The organism is Flavobacterium gelidilacus DSM 15343, from assembly GCF_000422685.1.
Taxonomy (GTDB): Bacteria; Bacteroidota; Bacteroidia; order Flavobacteriales; family Flavobacteriaceae; genus Flavobacterium; species Flavobacterium gelidilacus.
This window is the reverse complement of sequence record NZ_AUGN01000004.1, coordinates 13286-31471: the sequence shown is the minus strand read 5'-3', so window position 1 is coordinate 31471 and position 18186 is coordinate 13286. Positions and strand designations below refer to the sequence as shown.

General features: G+C 28.2%; 21 protein-coding genes and 1 pseudogene. 21 read left to right on the top strand and 1 reads right to left on the bottom strand.

Annotation, left to right across the window (positions count from 1 at the left end; genetic code table 11):
- The first annotated feature begins 24 nt into the window (after positions 1–24).
- The 13 genes from G507_RS0102930 to G507_RS0102875 all read left to right on the top strand — a co-directional run bounded on the left by G507_RS0102930 (position 25) and on the right by G507_RS0102875 (position 9436).
- Positions 25–591, top strand: a complete 567-nt coding sequence (locus G507_RS0102930) for a helix-turn-helix domain-containing protein (protein ID WP_026716085.1) — start codon at positions 25–27, stop codon at positions 589–591.
- A gap of 5 nt (positions 592–596) precedes the next feature.
- A complete protein-coding gene (locus G507_RS0102925) occupies positions 597–1043 on the top strand; it encodes a response regulator (protein ID WP_026716084.1) in 447 nt (148 codons plus the stop codon).
- A complete protein-coding gene (locus G507_RS17220; protein WP_051191470.1) occupies positions 1043–3256 on the top strand; it encodes a PAS domain-containing protein in 2214 nt (737 codons plus the stop codon). Before G507_RS0102925 ends, G507_RS17220 begins: the two co-directional genes overlap by 1 nt.
- A 45-nt stretch (positions 3257–3301) precedes the next feature.
- The gene (locus G507_RS0102915; RefSeq protein ID WP_026716083.1) at positions 3302–4369 is read left to right on the top strand and encodes an endonuclease/exonuclease/phosphatase family protein; all 1068 of its coding nucleotides are present in this window, start codon (positions 3302–3304) and stop codon (positions 4367–4369) included.
- A gap of 169 nt (positions 4370–4538) precedes the next feature.
- Entirely contained in the window at positions 4539–5093 is a 555-nt protein-coding gene (locus tag G507_RS0102910) for a hypothetical protein (protein WP_026716082.1), read from the top strand.
- Positions 5094–5096: 3 nt separating this feature from the next.
- Entirely contained in the window at positions 5097–6071 is a 975-nt protein-coding gene (locus tag G507_RS16305; RefSeq protein WP_051191469.1) for a YihY/virulence factor BrkB family protein, read from the top strand.
- 210 nt (positions 6072–6281) lie between these two features.
- A complete protein-coding gene (locus G507_RS0102900) occupies positions 6282–6935 on the top strand; it encodes a porin family protein (RefSeq protein ID WP_026716081.1) in 654 nt (217 codons plus the stop codon).
- Between the two features lie 26 nt (positions 6936–6961).
- Positions 6962–7114, top strand: a complete 153-nt coding sequence (locus tag G507_RS17600; RefSeq protein WP_157496474.1) for a lmo0937 family membrane protein — start codon at positions 6962–6964, stop codon at positions 7112–7114.
- 37 nt (positions 7115–7151) lie between these two features.
- Entirely contained in the window at positions 7152–7421 is a 270-nt protein-coding gene (locus G507_RS0102895) for a YtxH domain-containing protein (protein WP_026716080.1), read from the top strand.
- 8 nt (positions 7422–7429) lie between these two features.
- Positions 7430–7819, top strand: coding sequence for a hypothetical protein (locus tag G507_RS0102890; protein WP_026716079.1), 390 nt, complete (start codon positions 7430–7432; stop codon positions 7817–7819).
- Positions 7806–8144: a hypothetical protein gene (locus tag G507_RS0102885; protein ID WP_026716078.1), complete on the top strand. Its 339-nt coding sequence runs from the start codon at positions 7806–7808 to the stop codon at positions 8142–8144. Before G507_RS0102890 ends, G507_RS0102885 begins: the two co-directional genes overlap by 14 nt.
- 5 nt (positions 8145–8149) lie before the next feature.
- A complete protein-coding gene (locus tag G507_RS0102880; RefSeq protein WP_026716077.1) occupies positions 8150–8680 on the top strand; it encodes a hypothetical protein in 531 nt (176 codons plus the stop codon).
- 93 nt (positions 8681–8773) lie between these two features.
- Complete coding sequence (locus tag G507_RS0102875; RefSeq protein WP_026716076.1) at positions 8774–9436, top strand: hypothetical protein; 663 nt, start codon at positions 8774–8776, stop codon at positions 9434–9436.
- Positions 9437–9523: 87 nt separating this feature from the next.
- Here the strand turns inward: G507_RS0102875 and prfA are convergent, their stop codons facing one another.
- Positions 9524–10597 carry a peptide chain release factor 1 gene (gene prfA, locus G507_RS0102870; protein WP_026716075.1) on the bottom strand — a complete coding sequence of 358 codons (1074 nt, stop codon included), beginning with the start codon at positions 10595–10597 and terminating at the stop codon, positions 9524–9526.
- 189 nt (positions 10598–10786) lie between these two features.
- Here prfA and G507_RS0102865 point away from each other — a divergent pair, with 189 nt between their 5' ends.
- The 8 genes and pseudogenes from G507_RS0102865 (at position 10787) to G507_RS0102830 (ending at position 18179) form a co-directional block, all read left to right on the top strand.
- A complete protein-coding gene (locus G507_RS0102865; RefSeq protein ID WP_026716074.1) occupies positions 10787–12958 on the top strand; it encodes a TonB-dependent siderophore receptor in 2172 nt (723 codons plus the stop codon).
- A 6-nt stretch (positions 12959–12964) separates the two neighbouring features.
- A complete protein-coding gene (locus G507_RS0102860; RefSeq protein ID WP_026716073.1) occupies positions 12965–13513 on the top strand; it encodes a PepSY-associated TM helix domain-containing protein in 549 nt (182 codons plus the stop codon).
- Between the two features lie 111 nt (positions 13514–13624).
- Positions 13625–14188: a TetR/AcrR family transcriptional regulator gene (locus G507_RS0102855; protein WP_026716072.1), complete on the top strand. Its 564-nt coding sequence runs from the start codon at positions 13625–13627 to the stop codon at positions 14186–14188.
- 69 nt (positions 14189–14257) lie between these two features.
- Positions 14258–14806, top strand: coding sequence for a carboxymuconolactone decarboxylase family protein (locus G507_RS0102850; RefSeq protein WP_026716071.1), 549 nt, complete (start codon positions 14258–14260; stop codon positions 14804–14806).
- A gap of 60 nt (positions 14807–14866) precedes the next feature.
- The gene (locus G507_RS0102845) at positions 14867–15505 is read left to right on the top strand and encodes a DsbA family oxidoreductase (protein WP_026716070.1); all 639 of its coding nucleotides are present in this window, start codon (positions 14867–14869) and stop codon (positions 15503–15505) included.
- A 35-nt stretch (positions 15506–15540) separates the two neighbouring features.
- A pseudogene (locus tag G507_RS17955) lies at positions 15541–16319 on the top strand (peroxiredoxin-like family protein).
- 5 nt (positions 16320–16324) lie between these two features.
- Positions 16325–17119: a haloacid dehalogenase type II gene (locus G507_RS0102835; protein ID WP_026716069.1), complete on the top strand. Its 795-nt coding sequence runs from the start codon at positions 16325–16327 to the stop codon at positions 17117–17119.
- Between the two features lie 229 nt (positions 17120–17348).
- Positions 17349–18179, top strand: a complete 831-nt coding sequence (locus G507_RS0102830) for an alpha/beta hydrolase (RefSeq protein ID WP_026716068.1) — start codon at positions 17349–17351, stop codon at positions 18177–18179.
- The last annotated feature ends 7 nt before the right edge of the window (positions 18180–18186 follow it).

Genomic DNA, 18186 nt, shown 5'->3' with positions numbered 1-18186 from the left:
AATTTACGAAATAAAGAATTAGCTATGAAAGTATTTATAAAATTTGATTTTAACTCAATATGTAAAAAGGTTCTCGAGGAGAAACTAGAGGAACATCAAATAAAACATAAGGTTTTAGGTTTTGGAGAAATCGAATTTTTAGAAAAATTATCTAATGATCGATTAGAAGCATTTAACAATTCATTGAGTCCATATGGGATAGAAATAGTTGAAAATCAGAAGTCAATCTTAATCCAAAAAATTAAAGATACAATTGTTGATATGGTTTTTAATGAAGATAGTAATATTACTGTAAAAAGTTCTGTTTACATAGCCGAAAAACTTGGTCATAGTTATGGTTATTTATCCAATTTATTTTCAGAAGTAACCTATACTTCTATAGAAAACTTTATTATTATGCAGAAGATAGAACTTACCAAACAATTAATAATTAGCAATCAATTATCTTTAACAGAAATTTCATTTAAATTAAATTATTCGAGTGTTGCGCATTTAAGTTCACAGTTTAAAAACACAACCGGAATCACACCATCAGCGTTTCAAAGAATTATAAAGAAACGCAGGGAAAACGCAACTAAAAACATAAATTAAAAACTATGCAAGAAGATTATATCCTAATTACTTTAGCAGACGATGACGAAGATGACAGGTTGTTTTTCACTGACGCATTTGATGAATTAAAAATAAATACGGTTGTAAATACAGTTAAAAATGGTCGTGAATTAATTAATTTCTTAGATCATCCTGAAACCGTTTTGCCTAATATTATTTTTTTAGATTTAAATATGCCTATTCTAAACGGAATTGAATGTTTAAAAGAAATAAAACTTAATGATCGATATAAAGATATAGCTGTTGCCATCTACTCTACATCATCTTCTGAAGCAGATGTTGAAAATACTTTTGTGTTGGGGGCAAATATTTACATTAAAAAGCCAAGTAACTTTAACGACTTAAAAAAAATACTCTCCGATGTAGTTACAATAAATTGGCAATATCACACTAGCGGATTAAATAAAGATAATTTTTTACTTAGACTATAATGCCACTAAAAGATATTAAACATAAATCCTCTGTATTTCATAAAATCATTTTTACAATAAGTTTATTTGTAATTCTATTTATTGGAGCTATTACATTTAAACACATCAATAATATATCTGACTCTTCAAAATTATTGATGCATACTTATGAAGTCAATTTAGAGTTAGAACATCTATTTTCATATATAAAAGATTCGGAAAATAGTATGAGAGGTTATTTAATTTCAAAAGACACACTCTATTTAGAACCATACAGAACAGCAACAAAAAATGTAAACAATACTTTTTTACAGTTAAAAAAATTGACGTATGATAATCCACAACAACAACAAAACCTACAAGATCTTTTTAAAATAGTTAATAAAAGATATGAATACATGAAAACGTATTCAGAACAAAATAGAAGAGTTGATATTTCTAGAAACATTAATTTTAAAAAAAACTTTAGAGAAAGTAGTAAATTGTTAGTTGACATTAGAGACAAATTAAATGAAATGGTTGATTTAGAAGAAACTTATCTCAAAAAAAGGAATTCTGAGTATAATGATCAAATTTACTTAACACCTATTCTTACTTTAGGTATTTTATTTATGACTTTAATGCTTTTAATATTTGCTTACAACCAAACAACTAAAGATGTAGATAAGTTACAAGCAGCAAATACCAAATTAAATAAATCTCAATTTTTAAGTTATCAAGCAGAAATTCTCTCCCATTTTGGGACTTGGGAATGGAATTTAAATAATGACAAATTAATTTACTCAGACAATCTATATCGTATTTTAGGTGCTGAGCCACAATCGTTTGAAGCGAATAATGATAACTTTTTAAAATATGTTCATCCTGATTATATTGAATCTGTTAATGTTATTATGCAAAAAATATTGGATAATGAAGAACTTCCTTATTCTTATTTTAAGATTCAAAGAGCTGATGGACAAACAAGGTTACTTAGAGCTACTGGTAAACTTTTTGTAGATAAATTAGGAAACAAAACAGTTTTAGGTGTAACAGAAGACATTACAGAAGAACATCTTAAAGGGGAATTGCTAAAAAGTAGTAATGAAGATTTAATAAAGGTAAATAATGAATTAAAAATATTTGATGAATCAAGCAGACAAGCTGAAATATTAGGTCAATATGGAAGCTGGGTTTTGAACTATGATACACTTGAATTTAAATATTCAGATAACAAATTCAGATTATTGGGATGTGAACCTCAATCATTTAATCCATCAATAGACAAATTATTAGAGTTTGTTCATCCAGATGATAGACAAATCGTTATTGATGCTAATGAAAGTGCTATGAAAACAAAGCAAATTCCAACAATGGATTACAGAATCATTAGATCTGATGGAGAAATTAGACACTTTAAAACCATTGCAAAATCCTTTAAAGATTTAAGCGGAGTAGCTAGTATGATTGGTACAACTCAAGATGTAACAGAAGATTATATTAAAAGTGAGCAACTAAAAATACGTAACAAAGAACTAGAACAAAATATTAAAGAGTTAAGTGAATTTAACCATGTTGCCAGTCACGACTTACAAGAACCTTTAAGAAAGATTCAGACATTTATCTCTAGAATAAATGATAAAGAAAAAGAAAATTTATCTGATTTTGGAAAAGAATATTTAACCAGAATTGAAAAAGCATCTAACAGAATGCGAGTTCTAATAAATGATTTATTACAATATTCAAGAACAAATAGAACAGAAAAAATATTTGAAAAAACAGATTTAAACGAACAGTTTAATAATAGCCTTTTAGAATTATCTCAAAATATTGAAGATAAAAGAGCAATAATAAATCACAACAAACTACCTGAAATTACTGGCATAAGCTTTCAAATGCAACAACTTTTCACAAACTTATTGAGCAACTCACTAAAATATGCTAAAGAAAATGTGGCACCAATTATTAATGTTGAACTATCTGAAACAGTAGCTAAAAATGAATCAAGGTTAAAAGATTCAACTACAAAAAAGTATTATAAAATTGAATTTTCGGATAATGGAATTGGCTTTGACCAAGAGAATGCCGAAAAAATATTTCTATTATTTAATCGTCTTCACGGAAAAACAGAATACCAAGGAACTGGTGTTGGTTTAGCTATTTGTAAAAAAATTGTAGAAACTCATGATGGGCAAATATTCGCATCAAGTCAGTTAGGACAAGGAGCTACTTTTACTATTTATTTTCCTGTGTAATCATTTAGAGGTACTTTATAATTTGTATAAATTAAATAAAAAATTATGTGGTTTATTATTGCTTCTTCTCTTCTATTATTGGCAAGTATTTTACCTTTAATTAATTGTACTCATTGGTTTTTTAGAGTTTTTCAATATGGTAAAATCCAAATTGTTTCGCTTCAACTAGTGCTTTTAGCAGCAAGCTTTATTTTAGTACCCGAAGTAACTAAGCTATTGATTACCTTACAATTTTTTACTTTAATATTTATAATTTTACACTTAATTACACTTTATAAATTCACACCTTTCTATAACAAAGTACAAAAAAGAGTTGTCGAAAGATCTTCAGAGAAAATAACAACTATATCCGCAAACATATATAAAGAAAATAAAGATTATAAAAGATTTATAAAATTAATTCAGAAGTACGACCCCACGATATTCTTAACATTAGAATCAGATTCTAAATGGGATGATGCTTTAAAAATTTTTGATGAAGATTATCCTTTTCATATCAAAGTTCCACTAGAGAATACTTACGGAATGCACTTATTTTCTAAAATTGAAATAACAGCACATAAAGTTCATTATTTTATTGCCGATGACTTACCTAGTATTGAGGCAAAAATGCAAACGAAAGATGGTTATACATTTACTTTTTTTGGAGTACATCCACCACCACCAAGTCCTACTGAAGAAAAAAATTCTAAAGAAAGAGATGGCGAATTACTAAGCGTAGCTAAAAGGATAAAAAAAAATGCTGACACTTGTATAGTATTCGGGGATTTTAATAATGTCGCATGGGCAAAATCATCCATATTATTTAGAAAAACAAGTGAAATGCTGGACGGAAGAATGGGAAGAGGCTTCATATCAACTTATCATGCTAAATATTTCTTTTTAAGATTTCCGATAGATTTAATTTTTCATACTTCTGATATATTTATTGATGAGTTAAAGAAATTAGATTATTTTGGTTCAGATCATTTTCCGATATATTCAAAATTTTCAATAAATAAAGAAAAATCAATTCAGGATGAAGATTTAGAAAAACTTGAAAAGGAAGATGAAAAAAATGTTAATTCGTTAATTAAGGAAGGCAAAAAAGAAAAGAGCGACAACAGGAACTAAAACCTTCTTATTTGATTTTAAACCAAATAAAAATTTTAATCAAAAACAATTAATAAATTCTAAAATCATTATTGATTACCAATTGTTACATGAAAATTATATAACACTCTATTAAAATTTAATAAGTTACTTAAAGTATTTTTAGTGAAATTTGTAATAAAATTACATTATGTTAAAGTACCCAAACTTAAAAATTGCAACATATACTTTTGCTTTTATATTAACTCTAATTCTATTTTTGTCTTGTAATGATAAGAAAGAAAAAACTTATAGCAATGGTATTTTTAATGAAAAAAATATAGAGGTTGAATCAAATATAAACTTTAAGTCTGTAGCTGTCTTAAATGAAAATAATAAAAAGATAATTGATATTGCTTCAATTGCTTTTAACAATTCTAAAGAACTTAAAGAATCTCAAGTAATTTTAAAAATTAAAAAAGACCATCAAAATATAGAATTTGAGTTGAAAAGAATTACAAATGAAAATTTAATTATAATTCCTGAACCAATCTTTGATTTAAATCTAAATAAAAATTTCTTAAAAGGAACAAATTCTAGTTATTACTTAATTTCACTACTTGAAAAGGAAATTAATAATCAAATAAAATTATTAGATTCTATTGAAAAAATTTCTCAGGACGCACAATTCAAATCTTTTGCTGACAAATCAAAAGAAGTTTTAATTGACAATAATGATTCCCTGGAACAATTACTTGAACTATAAAATATGAATTCCTTTAAAAAATATATGGTAGAACTTTTGCAAGTTATAAAAAATGCTTTTAGCGGTTTTTTAGAACACAAAGTTTTGAAAATGAGTGCTGCGCTTGCCTATATTACGATGTTTTCGCTTGGACCATTACTTTTAGTAATTTTATTCTTGTCAGATATCTTTTTAGGAAGAGAAGCAATAGAAGGTACTATTTATAGTCAAATTCAAAACTTTGTTGGACCATCTAGTGCCAATCAAATTCAGAACATAATTGAAAATTTAGCTTTGTCAAACGAAGGTACTTTTGCTGGAATTATTGGTGTAGTGACTTTATTAATTGGAGCAACATCAGTTTTCGCAGAAATACAAGATTCAATAAATACCATTTGGGGAATTAAACCTAAGAAACAATCTGGGCTTTGGTTGTTTATAAAAGCTCGTTTGTTATCTTTTGGGGTAATCGGAAGTTTTGGTTTTATACTTTTAGTTTCTTTAGGATTATCAACTATAATGGATACTTTAAGTGATCGATTTTTCTCTCAATTTACAGAATCATCAATTTACATTGTTTATATAGCCAACAACATAATTACATTTAGTATAATCTCTTTATTATTTGGAGCAATCTTTACCATTTTACCTGATGCAGAAATAAAATGGAGACAAGTTAGGTTAGCCTCTTTTGCAACCGCTATTTTATTTATGATCGGAAAATTTTTAATCTCTTTTTATATAGCAAATTCGAACTTACAAGATGTTTATGGAACAGCAGGATCATTTGTTGTATTAATGGTTTGGGTTTATTACTCTTCTGTCATATTATATTTTGGCGCTGAATTTGCTAAAAGCTATGCTGTCAAATTTTCAAATCCTATTTCTCCCTCTAAATTTGCAGATTTCATCCATTCAGTAGAAGTAGTTTCAGAAGAAAAAAACAACAAAAATTTAGACAAAGAACTGCAAAGCATTAAAAAAAAAATCTATGAATAAGTAGTAATACTTAATGCTATTTAAATCTATCCAAAAACTCCTCTATAAACAAGAGGATTTTTTTTTATGATTACATTTTAAATACATGATGGTAATTCTATAAAAAATCTAAAATATCTTATAACGCAAAAGCATCAATACTGTTGCATCTTTGTAATGTAGAAATCGAAAAGATTATAACAAAAAAACAACAACAAAAAAACTATTACTATGAAAAACAAAATTCAATTATTTTCGGCTCTTATCTTTTGTTTTGGAGCAACATTAACAAATGTACAAGCTCAAACAAATGATTCTTCAAACGCACAGATTGGTGTTAAAGGTGGTGTAAACTTTTCAAACATGTACACAGAGGACGTAGATGACAACAATGTGTTGACCAGTTTCAATTTAGGGTTTTATGCCTCAATTCCTGTAACAGGTTTTCTATCTATTCAACCGGAATTTTTATATAGTAGAAAGGGATCAGAATTAGTATATGACAATGCTTTTGCTACAGGAACAGCAAAATTTAAATTAAACTATATTGAAGTACCTGTATTATTAAAAGTTAATGTAACTAAAAACTTCAACGTTCATGCTGGTCCATACTTTGCTTATTTAATTGATGCACAAGTAACTAATGAAACTAATGGTGGAACATTTGATTTTGAAGACAATTTAAACAATGATGATTTCAATAAATTTGATGTAGGTTTATCTGCTGGATTAGGTTTTGACTTTGAATCAATCGGAATTGGAGCACGTTACAACTATGGATTATCTACAGTAGGTAAAGAAAGAAGTTTTGGCGGAACATCTTATACATTTCCTGATGGAAAAAACAGTAACATAAGTGTGTATTTAGCACTAAAATTAAATTAATCAATATCACTTAACAAATAGAAAACATGCAAAACTTATTATATTTAGTCGCAGTTGTATTGGTAATATTATGGGCTTTAGGCTTCTTCGTTTACAGCGCAGGTGGATTAATTCACATATTATTAATAATAGCAGTAGTAGCAATCTTATTAAGATTGATCAAAGGAAAAGGAATTTAAAATAAAATATTAAAAATTAACTATTAAAATAAACATTATGAAAACAAGTAAAACAATAATCGGAGTATTAAGCGGAGTAGCTGTAGGTGCAGCATTAGGAATATTATTTGCTCCAGATAAAGGATCTAAAACTAGAAAGAAAATTGCTAAAAAAACTAATCAAGCTAAAGATGACTTAAAAGATAGTTTTGATGAATTCTTAGATACCGTTTCAGACAAGTATAATTCATTAGTAAGCACTGGGGAAGATTTACTAGAAGAAGGAAAAAAAGAATTAAAAAACGCAAAAAAAGAAATTTCTAAATAATATATAAAATGGACAATATTGCAACAAACATGGAACAATTATATCAAAAAGCGAAAGACTATACTGAAATAAGTATTGAACTTTTTAGACTTAATGCAATTGATAAAACAGCAGATTTAGTTTCTTCTCTATTATCAAGATTTATTTTAGCCATGTTTGTTACAATGTTCACTTTGTTTGTAAACATAGCTTTAAGTCTTTATATTGGTAAATTATTAGAAGAAACATATCTAGGCTTTTTAATTGTTTCAGGAATTTATTTAGTGTTATCAATTGTCATCTTACTATACAGTGACAAACTGTTAAAGAAACCATTGACCAATTTAGTAATTGCAAAATTATTAAAAACTAAAGATAAAAGAAACTATCCAAATATATCAGAGAATGAAGAAGCATAGAAATCAAAATGAAAAATTAGATAGAGCAATTGCTGAGTTAGAACTTCAAAGAGATTTAAAGTTTGTGGAACTTAAGCAGCAATTATCTTTAACCTATGAAAGTGTTAAACCAATTAATATTTTAAACCAATCATTAGTTGATTTTAAAGAATCTACGGAAGTTAAGTCAAATTTACTTCAATCAGTACTAAGTATTGCTGGTGGATATATTTCAAAAAAACTTTTAGTTGGCAAATCACATTCTACATTTAAAAAAATAATGGGATATGTTGTGCAATATGGTGTCACTAATTTCATTTCAAAAAAAGTCGATCCTAATCAATAATAGCTATGAAGAACATCACAAAATTTAGTGTCTTAGTTTGTTTACTTTTAATCGTAAACAGCATGTATTCTCAAGAAAATGTAGAAAAATATGAACGCAATTTCAAGTTTGGAATTGGATTAAATTCAGGTTTACCCTTCAATGATCCTTATGAATTTAATTTAGGAGGAGATGTTAGATTACAATACAACATTTCAGAAACTTATTCACTTTCATTCACAACTGGTTTTAATAATTTGTATGTGAAAGATGATGGAAAAAGTTTCAACTATATTCCTATAAAAGTAGGATACAAAACATTTCTATTTAGTAACGAATTTTATGTTATGGGTGAAATTGGAGCCGCTTTATCGGTAACAGATGAATACGACCAAAACAGTATGTTGTTTGCGCCAAGTCTTGGATATGCAACAAAATACATTGATATAAGTGTTCGATACGAATTCCTTAAAGACTTTCCAATCGTAAAAGATAATGCAGCTGATCATGGATTAGGTCAAATAATGCTTAGACTTGCGTACGGATTTGATTTATAGAAAGGTAATTATATAACACTTTCAAATAATTATATAACTGCTAAGGATACAATAAACAATAATTTTATAAAATAATTTAAAACTTAAAAAGATATGAAAAATTTAAAATTGGCTTTAGGATTAGTTGCATTGGCAACAGTATTTACATCATGTAAAGATGAAAAACAAGAAATGGCACAAAAATCTGTTGACTCATATGAAAAATATGTAGATTCTATCAGTAATGTTGCACAAGCAGAAGCTGCAGCGAACTGGGAAGCTATTCAGACAGATTATGAAAAAATGAAAATGGATGCTGAAGCATCTCTTACTGAAGCAAAAGACAAAGAAGCTCTTCAAACAAAAGTTGATAACTCTTCAACAAAATATGAAGAATATAAAGTAAAAGTTGTCGCTGAAAATGAAAAAATGAATGCTGACAATTCTAAAATGATGATGTACAAATCATTCTTTGGAGATTCTTATGTTAGTGATGACATGAAGTTTAATTGGGTAAACAAAGATAACATCTTAAGTGTTTATGAAAACTTTTATGCTACAGTTGAAAAAAATAAAGATTCTTATTCAAGAGAAGATTGGGATGAAATTAAATTGACTTACGAAGCTTTAGATACTAGAAAAAATACAGTAGAAAATGAAGGCTTATCATCTTCTGATAACAGAAAAATTGCTGGAATTAAAGTAAAATTTGCTCCAATGTATACGGTTAACAGAATGGGATCAAAGTCTGAAGAAAATGCAGATGCAAAAAAATAATTGTTAACTCACAATTAGTTTAGAGGTTAATAAAAAAAACAGCGAGAATTATCTCGCTGTTTTTGATTTTATATATAGATACATAGTTTAAAAAACTTCTGACTCTTTTAATTTTTCTGTATTATTTACCAATTGAAGTTCGTCAATAAATTTTTGAATTTTACCATTCATCACTCCATCCATATCAAAAACATCTAAACCAATTCGATGATCCGTTACACGACCTTGTGAATAGTTATACGTTCTAATTTTAGCAGAACGGTCACCACTACTTACTTGCGATGTACGCTTAACAGCATCTTCGGCTTGTTTAACAGCTAATTCTTTTTCATATAAACGAGAACGTAGTACTGTAAAAGCTTTATCTTTATTCTTATGCTGCGATTTTTGATCTTGACATTGTGCCACCAAACCAGTTGGAATGTGTGTTAAACGAACAGCAGATTTTGTCGTATTTACCGATTGACCACCAGGACCAGACGAACAGAAAAAATCTACACGAACATCATTCATATCAATTTGAACATCAAATTCTTCCGCTTCTGGCAAAACCATTACAGTTGCTGCAGATGTATGAACACGACCTTGTGTTTCAGTTTGAGGAACACGTTGTACACGATGCACACCAGCTTCAAATTTTAAAGTGCCATATACATCTTCTCCAGTAACTTCAAAAATAACCTCTTTAAAACCACCAGAAGTTCCTTCACTAATATCAACTACAGAAGTTCTCCAGTTTCTACTTTCACAATATTTAGTATACATTCTAAATAAATCTCCTGCAAAAATTGATGCTTCATCTCCACCAGTTCCTGCTCGGATTTCAACCATAACATTTTTGGCATCTTCTTCATCTTTCGGAATCAATAAAAACTTAATTTCATCATCCAATTGTGGCATGCGCTCTTTAGCTTCATCTAACTGCATTTTTGCCATTTCAACCATTTCGGCATCAGAACCATCTGATATTATTTCGTTAGCTTCTTCAATATTGGCAGTTAAATTTATTAATTCTTCACGCTTTTCCATTAGGTCTTTTAAACCTTTATATTCTTGAGTTAATTGCACATAACGTTTTTGATCCGAAATAACATCAGGTTGAATAATCAAATCTGATATTTCATCGAAACGCTGTTTTACATATTGAAGTCTTTCTAACATCTTGTATTCTTTTATTGGAGTGCAAAGATAATGAAAAAACATAGACATAAGCAATGTTAACATTTCACTTTTTTTAATTTGAAAATCAACATGTTAAAACTTTTATTTAAAATAAGTCTAAATAAACTTTGTCAATTAAAAAACACGTATTATTTTTGCATCGTTATTTTAATTAAATCTAAATAAGTAATGAGAAGAATATATTTAACAGTAGCGATTTCACTTTTAAGTTTAAGTTTTTATGCCCAAGATAGTTATAAATATGAGGGAGATGTTACTCTTGAAAATGATACTGTAAAAATCAAAAAATACAACCTTCAAGAAGTGGTTGTGACAGGAAAAAACATTGACAACCCTATTTCGATAGGAAAAACGTCAATAAAACCAATGGATTTACCACAAGCTTCTTCTGTAATTACTAATATAACTTTACAAAATCAACAGGTAAACTCTATTACAGATATTTTAAAAAATGCTAATGGTGTTTACATTATGGGAACAACTGGTGGTTATCAAGAAGAAATTGCCTCAAGAGGGTTTTCGCTTTCTAGTTCTAATACATTTAAAAACGGAGTTAGATATTTTAACGGAATGAGCATTGAAACTTCTGGCTTAGAAAGAGTAGAATTTTTAAAAGGAAGTGCTGCAATGCTTTTTGGAAACGTTTCTCCAGGTGGAATTCTGAATTTAGTAACCAAAAAACCTAAATATGATTTTGGTGGTGAAGTAGGATTCAATTATGGAAGTTTCAACACAATAAAACCAACTTTAGATGTTTATGGTGCTTTAAACAAGAACAAAACAGCTGCATTTAGAATAAATAGTTCTTATGAAACAGCTGATAGCTACAGAAATAATGTAGAATCTGAACGTTTTTATATCAACCCGTCATTTGAATTTAAACTTTCAAAAAATACTGATTTATTAATCGAAACAGATTTCACAAAAGACTCAAGAACACCAGATTTTGGTGCTGGAATTATAGATTATAAAGTAGTTGATTTGCCTCGTGATAGATTCTTAGGTGTTTCTTGGGGTAAATATGATAGCCAACAATTTGCAAATACAATTACCCTTAACCACAGATTTAACTCAAACTGGAATATAAATTTTGTAAATGGTATTCGTTATTATGATACAGAATTATTCTCAAACACAAGACCAAATACAGGTTCAAATGGAGGAGTACAAACAAATGGTGATTGGAACAGAAGCATTCAAAAAACTGAAGCAAAAGATAATTATTTTATGCAACAACTAGATTTAAAAGGTCTATTCACAACTGGAAAAATAGAACATAACGTGTTATTTGGTGCTGATGTTGAAAACTTTAAAACTTCTACAACTGCATATAATCAATTTTCTAATTACGATACCGTAAATATTTTTGAAGATTACAATCCAGCAAATGAAGCCGCAATACCAACTTTAACAGAAAATACTTTAACAAAAGCTCCTATTAATCGTTTTGGTGTTTATGCACAAGATTTAATAAGTTTTTCAGAAAAAATTAAAGTTTTAGCAGGAATTCGTTACAGTTATCAAGATACAAGAAGCGACGTTTTAAAATATAGTGATGGAAGCATTACACCAACAAAAAACTATGATGATGCTTTTTCACCAAGAGTTGGATTAATTTATCAACCAACAAAAAATCATTCTTTATTTGCAACTTATTCAAACTCATTTGAAATCAATACAGGTCAAGACGAGACAGGTAAAGCATTGGAACCTTCAATTGTAGATCAATATGAAATTGGAATAAAAAACAAATTATTTACAGATAAATTATATCTAAATGTAACAGCTTATCAAATTTCAAACGATAAATTCTATCAACAATCTTTAGCTAATGGTAACTCATATTCTTATGTAAAAGTCTTAACTGGTGAAGTAAGAAGTAAAGGTGTAGAAGTAGACATTACAGCAAATCCATTAAAAGGTCTAACAATGATTGCAGGATATAGCTTTAATGAAACTAAATTCTTAGACGAAGGTTATTATATTGCAGGAAGTTTATTAAGATATAATCCAAAAAATACAGCTAATTTAAGTGCAAATTATTTATTTAGTGAAGGAAAATTAAAAGGGATAAACTTAGGATTAATTTCGACTTATTTTGGCGAAAGATACGCAGGACGTTCAACAAGAACGCAAGTTGCAAATGATAACAGACAATTAATTTATTTACAAGATTTTGTACAAGTTGATGCTACTTTAGGATATACATTTAAGCAATTTAGAATTAGTACAAAATTAAGTAATGTCTTTAATGAATTAAATTACAATGTTCACGATGATAATAGTGTAAATCCTATTGCACCAAGAAACTACTCAATTGCTTTAAATTATAAATTTTAATCACACATGAAAAAAATTAATGCAAGAGAATTACACAGAGATTTAGGGTATTTCTTTTTAGGATTAATCATAATATTTGCTTTTTCAGGAATTTTGATGAACCACAGAAACGATTGGCATCCTGATAAATATACCCTTGAAGCAAAAGCAATTGAAATCTCCTTACCAGAAGAATCTCAAATTAATGATGCTTACGCTGAAAACTTAGCCAAAGAATTAAAAATTGATGATAAAGTAAAACGTCACATGGTACGAAAAGGTAAATTCAAAATACAATTTGAAAATACCGAAGTTGAAATTGATGTTAAAACAGGTAAAGGCGAAATAATACAATTTATTAAAACACCATTAATAAGTCAATCTATGTTATTACATAAAAACACTTCAAATTGGTGGATTTACTTTTCAGACATTTTTGGAATTTCATTAATCATTATTGCAATTACAGGAACATTAATGGTCAAACATGGTAAACACACCTTTAAAAGAAGAGGTTGGAAACTGGCTATAGCTGGTCTACTCTTTCCAATTCTATTTTTGTTAATTTTAAGTTAGATTTTTAAACTCCGATTCATTTCGGAGTTTTTTTTTGATTTTGTTAAAATATCCTAAATAATTTTATTATTTCAAAGCAAGTGCTTAGTTTTGTAATGTATTAAAAAATTAATGGCAAGAACTAAGAAATATAACGAACAAGAAGTAATAGAAAAAGCAATGACTCTTTTCTGGAAGAATGGTTATGAAAATACTTCTGTTCGAATGCTAGAAAAAGAAATGGGCATAAATCAGTTTTCGATATATGCAAGTTTTGGCAGTAAACATGGTGTGTTTTTAGAAAGTCTAAAATGTTACAAAGCAAAAAACAACAATATGTTCGTGAAATTAAAAAACGGGACAAATGGTGTTGAAGATATTAAAACTTTCTTTTATGACTCAATAAACAAACCAAATGAATTAGCCAATCAAAAAGGGTGCTTATTCACCAATACATATAATGAATTTGCTGATATTGAAGATCAAATGATAAAAAGTCAGATGAACGAATTCATGGATAATTTAAAAATGCTATTTATAGAAAAATTAGCAACAGATGCTTCTAAGGATGAAGAAACTATTCTAAAACAAGCTAATTATTTATTATTAGCTAAACATGGATTAGCTGCAGCAACAAGAGTAAACGACAAAAAAGAAATAGAAGATTATATTGAATTTACCTTCAAAAACATATAACTTTTTTTTTACACTAAACTAAGCATATGCTTAGATATGAATTATTAAAATAAATTAAAAATTAAAACTATGACAACATTAAAAATTCACACTATTGAATCTGCACCAGAAGGAAGTAAAGAATTATTAGAACAATCCTTAAAAACTAACGGAATGATTCCTGGTTTACATGGAGTTTTAGCTGGTGCTCCAGGTATATTAGAAGGGTACCAAACTTTACATAAATTATTTACAGAATCTTCTTTTGATAAAGATGAATTAACTGTAGTATGGCAAACCATCAATGTTGAGCACGCATGTCATTATTGTATACCAGCTCACACAGCTATTGCTGGTATGATGAAAGTAGATGAAAACATTACCGAATCTCTAAGAAACGAAACTCCTCTAGAAAACCCAAAATTAGAAGCACTTAGAACTTTTACATTAGCCATAACTCGTAATCGTGGACATGTATCTTCAGAAGAATTACAAGCATTTTATGCAGCTGGTTATACTGAAAGACAAGTTTTAGAAATTATCTTAGGTTTATCACAAAAAGTAATCAGCAATTATACAAATCATATTGCAAATACACCTGTAGACGCACCTTTCCAAAAATTTGCTTGGACTAAATAATAAAATTACTAAGTCACAAATAGACATTATCGTATATTGTGACTTAATAAAAATAAAAATATGATAAAATTAGATATAATATCAGACGTAATGTGTCCTTGGTGCATCATTGGTTTTAGACGTTTAGAAAAAGCGATTAAAGAAATGGGAATTCAAGATCAAGTAGAAATTGAGTGGCAACCTTTCGAATTAAATCCAAATATGCCTTCAGAAGGAGAAGAAATTCAAGAACACATCACTAGAAAATATGGTTCTACTTTAGAACAAAGTAAAAAATCTCAAGAATTACTTACGTCATTAGGTGCAGAAGTGGGTTTCACTTTTGATTATTTTGATGGAATGCACATCGTAAATTCTAGAGAAGCTCATGTATTACTTCAATATGCAAAAGAAAATGACAAACAAACTGAATTAAATATTCGTTTTATGGAGGCATTTTTTAGTGAAAGAAAAGATGTTTCTAAAAGAGAAATTCTTCTTCAAGAAGTTGAAAAAATCGGACTAAACAAGGAAGAAGCTTTAAAGAGGTTAAATGATAAAAATGCTCTTGATGAAATTCAAAATATTGAAAATTATTGGCAAAGCTTAGGAATTTCTTCAGTTCCAACAATAGTATTTAATCGAACTAGTGCATTAAATGGAGCGCAACCTGTTGAAGTTTACAAGCAAGTGTTAACTGAAATTTTAGAACAAAAATAAATATATCAAGTTCTGATTTAAAATAAAAAATAAATATGATTCTCAAAAAAAATATATTAATAATAGCTTCTTTAGTTTTAGCATTGTCAAGCTGCAATAGTAAAAAGACAGAAGATGTTGATTCAAAAGAAGAAACAAAAAAAGAAGTTACAATGGAAACAACTAATAATTCACCCTTAGATTCACTACTAAATATTAAAAAAGAAGAATTTGAAAAAAAAGCTTCAGAAGAAAAGAAACAAATTTATGCAGATGGCTTAGCTGATGTAAAAAATTCTGGAATACTTGAGAGAGCTTTAAATGTTGGTGATAAAGCACCTAATTTTACTTTAAAAAATGCATTAAACAAATCAGTTTATTTGTATGATGAACTTAAAAATGGTCCAGTAATTCTAACATGGTATAGAGGTGGTTGGTGTCCATATTGCAACATTACATTAAATTTTTTACAAGAAAAATTACCTGAATTTAAAAATGCTGGAGCTACTTTAATTGCATTAACTCCAGAAAAACCCGATAAATCTTTAAGTACAACAGAAAAAAACAAATTAGAATTTACTGCTTAAGTGATTTAGACAATAAAATAGGAAAAGAATATGGAGTTGTATTTACACTAACAAAAGGTGTAGCATCGATTTACGAAGAAGCTTTTGGTTTAAGTGAATATAACGGAAATAAAGATAACGAATTACCATTAGCAGCCACTTATGTAATTGACAAAAACGGAATAATTCAATATGCCTTTTTAGATGAGGATTATAGAAAAAGAGCTGAACCTAACGAAGTTATCAAAGCTGTTGAAAAGCTAAAATAATAGTAATGAAGAATAACAGAAGAAATTTCATTAAAAATATTGGAATTATGGGAACAACAGGATTAATAATGCCAAACATAGCTCTTGGAAACACTCAAGAGAATGAGATTAAAAGTATAAAAAAAGTTAGACCAAAAGTTTTATTTTTTGATGTAAACGAAACACTTTTAGATCTTACTCAAATGAAGCAACAAGTAGGTAAAGCATTAAATGGCAGAGAGGATTTATTATCATTATGGTTTACAACAATGTTACAATATTCATTAGTCACCTCAGCAAGTGGACAATATGAGCATTTTGGAAACATAGGCGCAGCTGCATTACAAATGGTAGCAGCCAATAATAATATACAAATTTCTGAAACCGAAGCTCGAAAAACCATAATTGAATCATTAAGAGGTTTACCAGCACATCCAGAAGTTAAAAATGCTTTAGCTCAATTAAAAAAAGACGGTTATAAACTTGTATCATTTACAAACTCTTCAAACGAAGGTGTTAAGAAACAATTTGAAAGTGCAGGTTTAACCGAATATTTTGAAGAAAGATTAAGTGTCGAAGATGTTGGAAAATTCAAACCATTTAGAGATACTTATGATTGGGCAGCCCGAAAAATGGATGTAAAACCCGAAGAATGTATGCTAATTGCAGCACATGGCTGGGATGTTGCTGGAGCACTATGGGGAGGTTGGAGAGCTGCTTTTGTAAGCAGACCAGGACAACAAATTTTTCCATTAGCGCCAAAAACTGAAATCAATGAATCTGATTTAAATAAAATCGCAGCTATTTTAGTTAACTACTAAAAAAAAGAGGGGTAAATTTAAATTAGATCCTGAAACTCTAAATCGTAAAAAAGGTATCTTTATATTACTCAAATTTGACTATCAAAAAATAATTTAATATTAAAAAAAGGTTTATAGTTTATTTATAAACCTTTTTTTTAATTCATATAATTCTATAACATTCGATAAAAAACATATAAATAAATTGATTAATAAAGTTTTAATTTTATAAAAAAATTAGAAATCAAAAATGAAAAATTCAAGTATACTATTAATCATTACGTTACTATTATTTACAAGTTGTGCTTCAAAAAAATATAAAAATGTTAATTATCTAAATGAAACGGATGAAAAGACGGAACAACCTACTTTAAACATCTTTACACCAAGCAGCTCAAAGTACACTAATAATCAAGTTGTCATTTTTGTTCATGGTGGAAATTGGAATTCTGGTGATAAAAAAACATACAACTTTATTGGTAGAAATTTCGCTAAGAAAGGAATTACAACTGTTATTGCAGGTTACACTTTAAGTCCAAAAGCAAATTATGATGATATGGCAAAAGAAATTGCAAAAGCAGTGACTTGGACAAAAGAACATATCAGTGACTATAAAGGCAATCCTAATGAGATATTTTTGACAGGACATTCTGCTGGTGGACATTTAATTGCTTTAATTGGAACTAATCCAAAGTATTTAGAAGATAAAAACATCATCAAAGGAATAATTCTAAACGATGCAGCTGGATTAGATATGAAACATTATTTAGAAGAAAATTCACCTACAAACAAAAATGATTATTTAGCAACTTGGAGTAATAATCCTAAAGAATGGAAAGATGCTTCTCCTATTTATTTTGTAGACGAAAATACGCCAAAAATGATGATTTATTTAGGAAGTAAAACCTATGAATCTATAAAAATTGGAAATTCGAGATTCATCAACGAATTAAACAAATATCAACCTAATGTTAAACCTATTATTTTAAATAAAAAACATGCTCCAATGGTAATTCAATATATAATTCCGTGGAGCAAACGTTATAAAGAAATACTAGAATTCATGAAAAATAAATCTTAATTTAAAA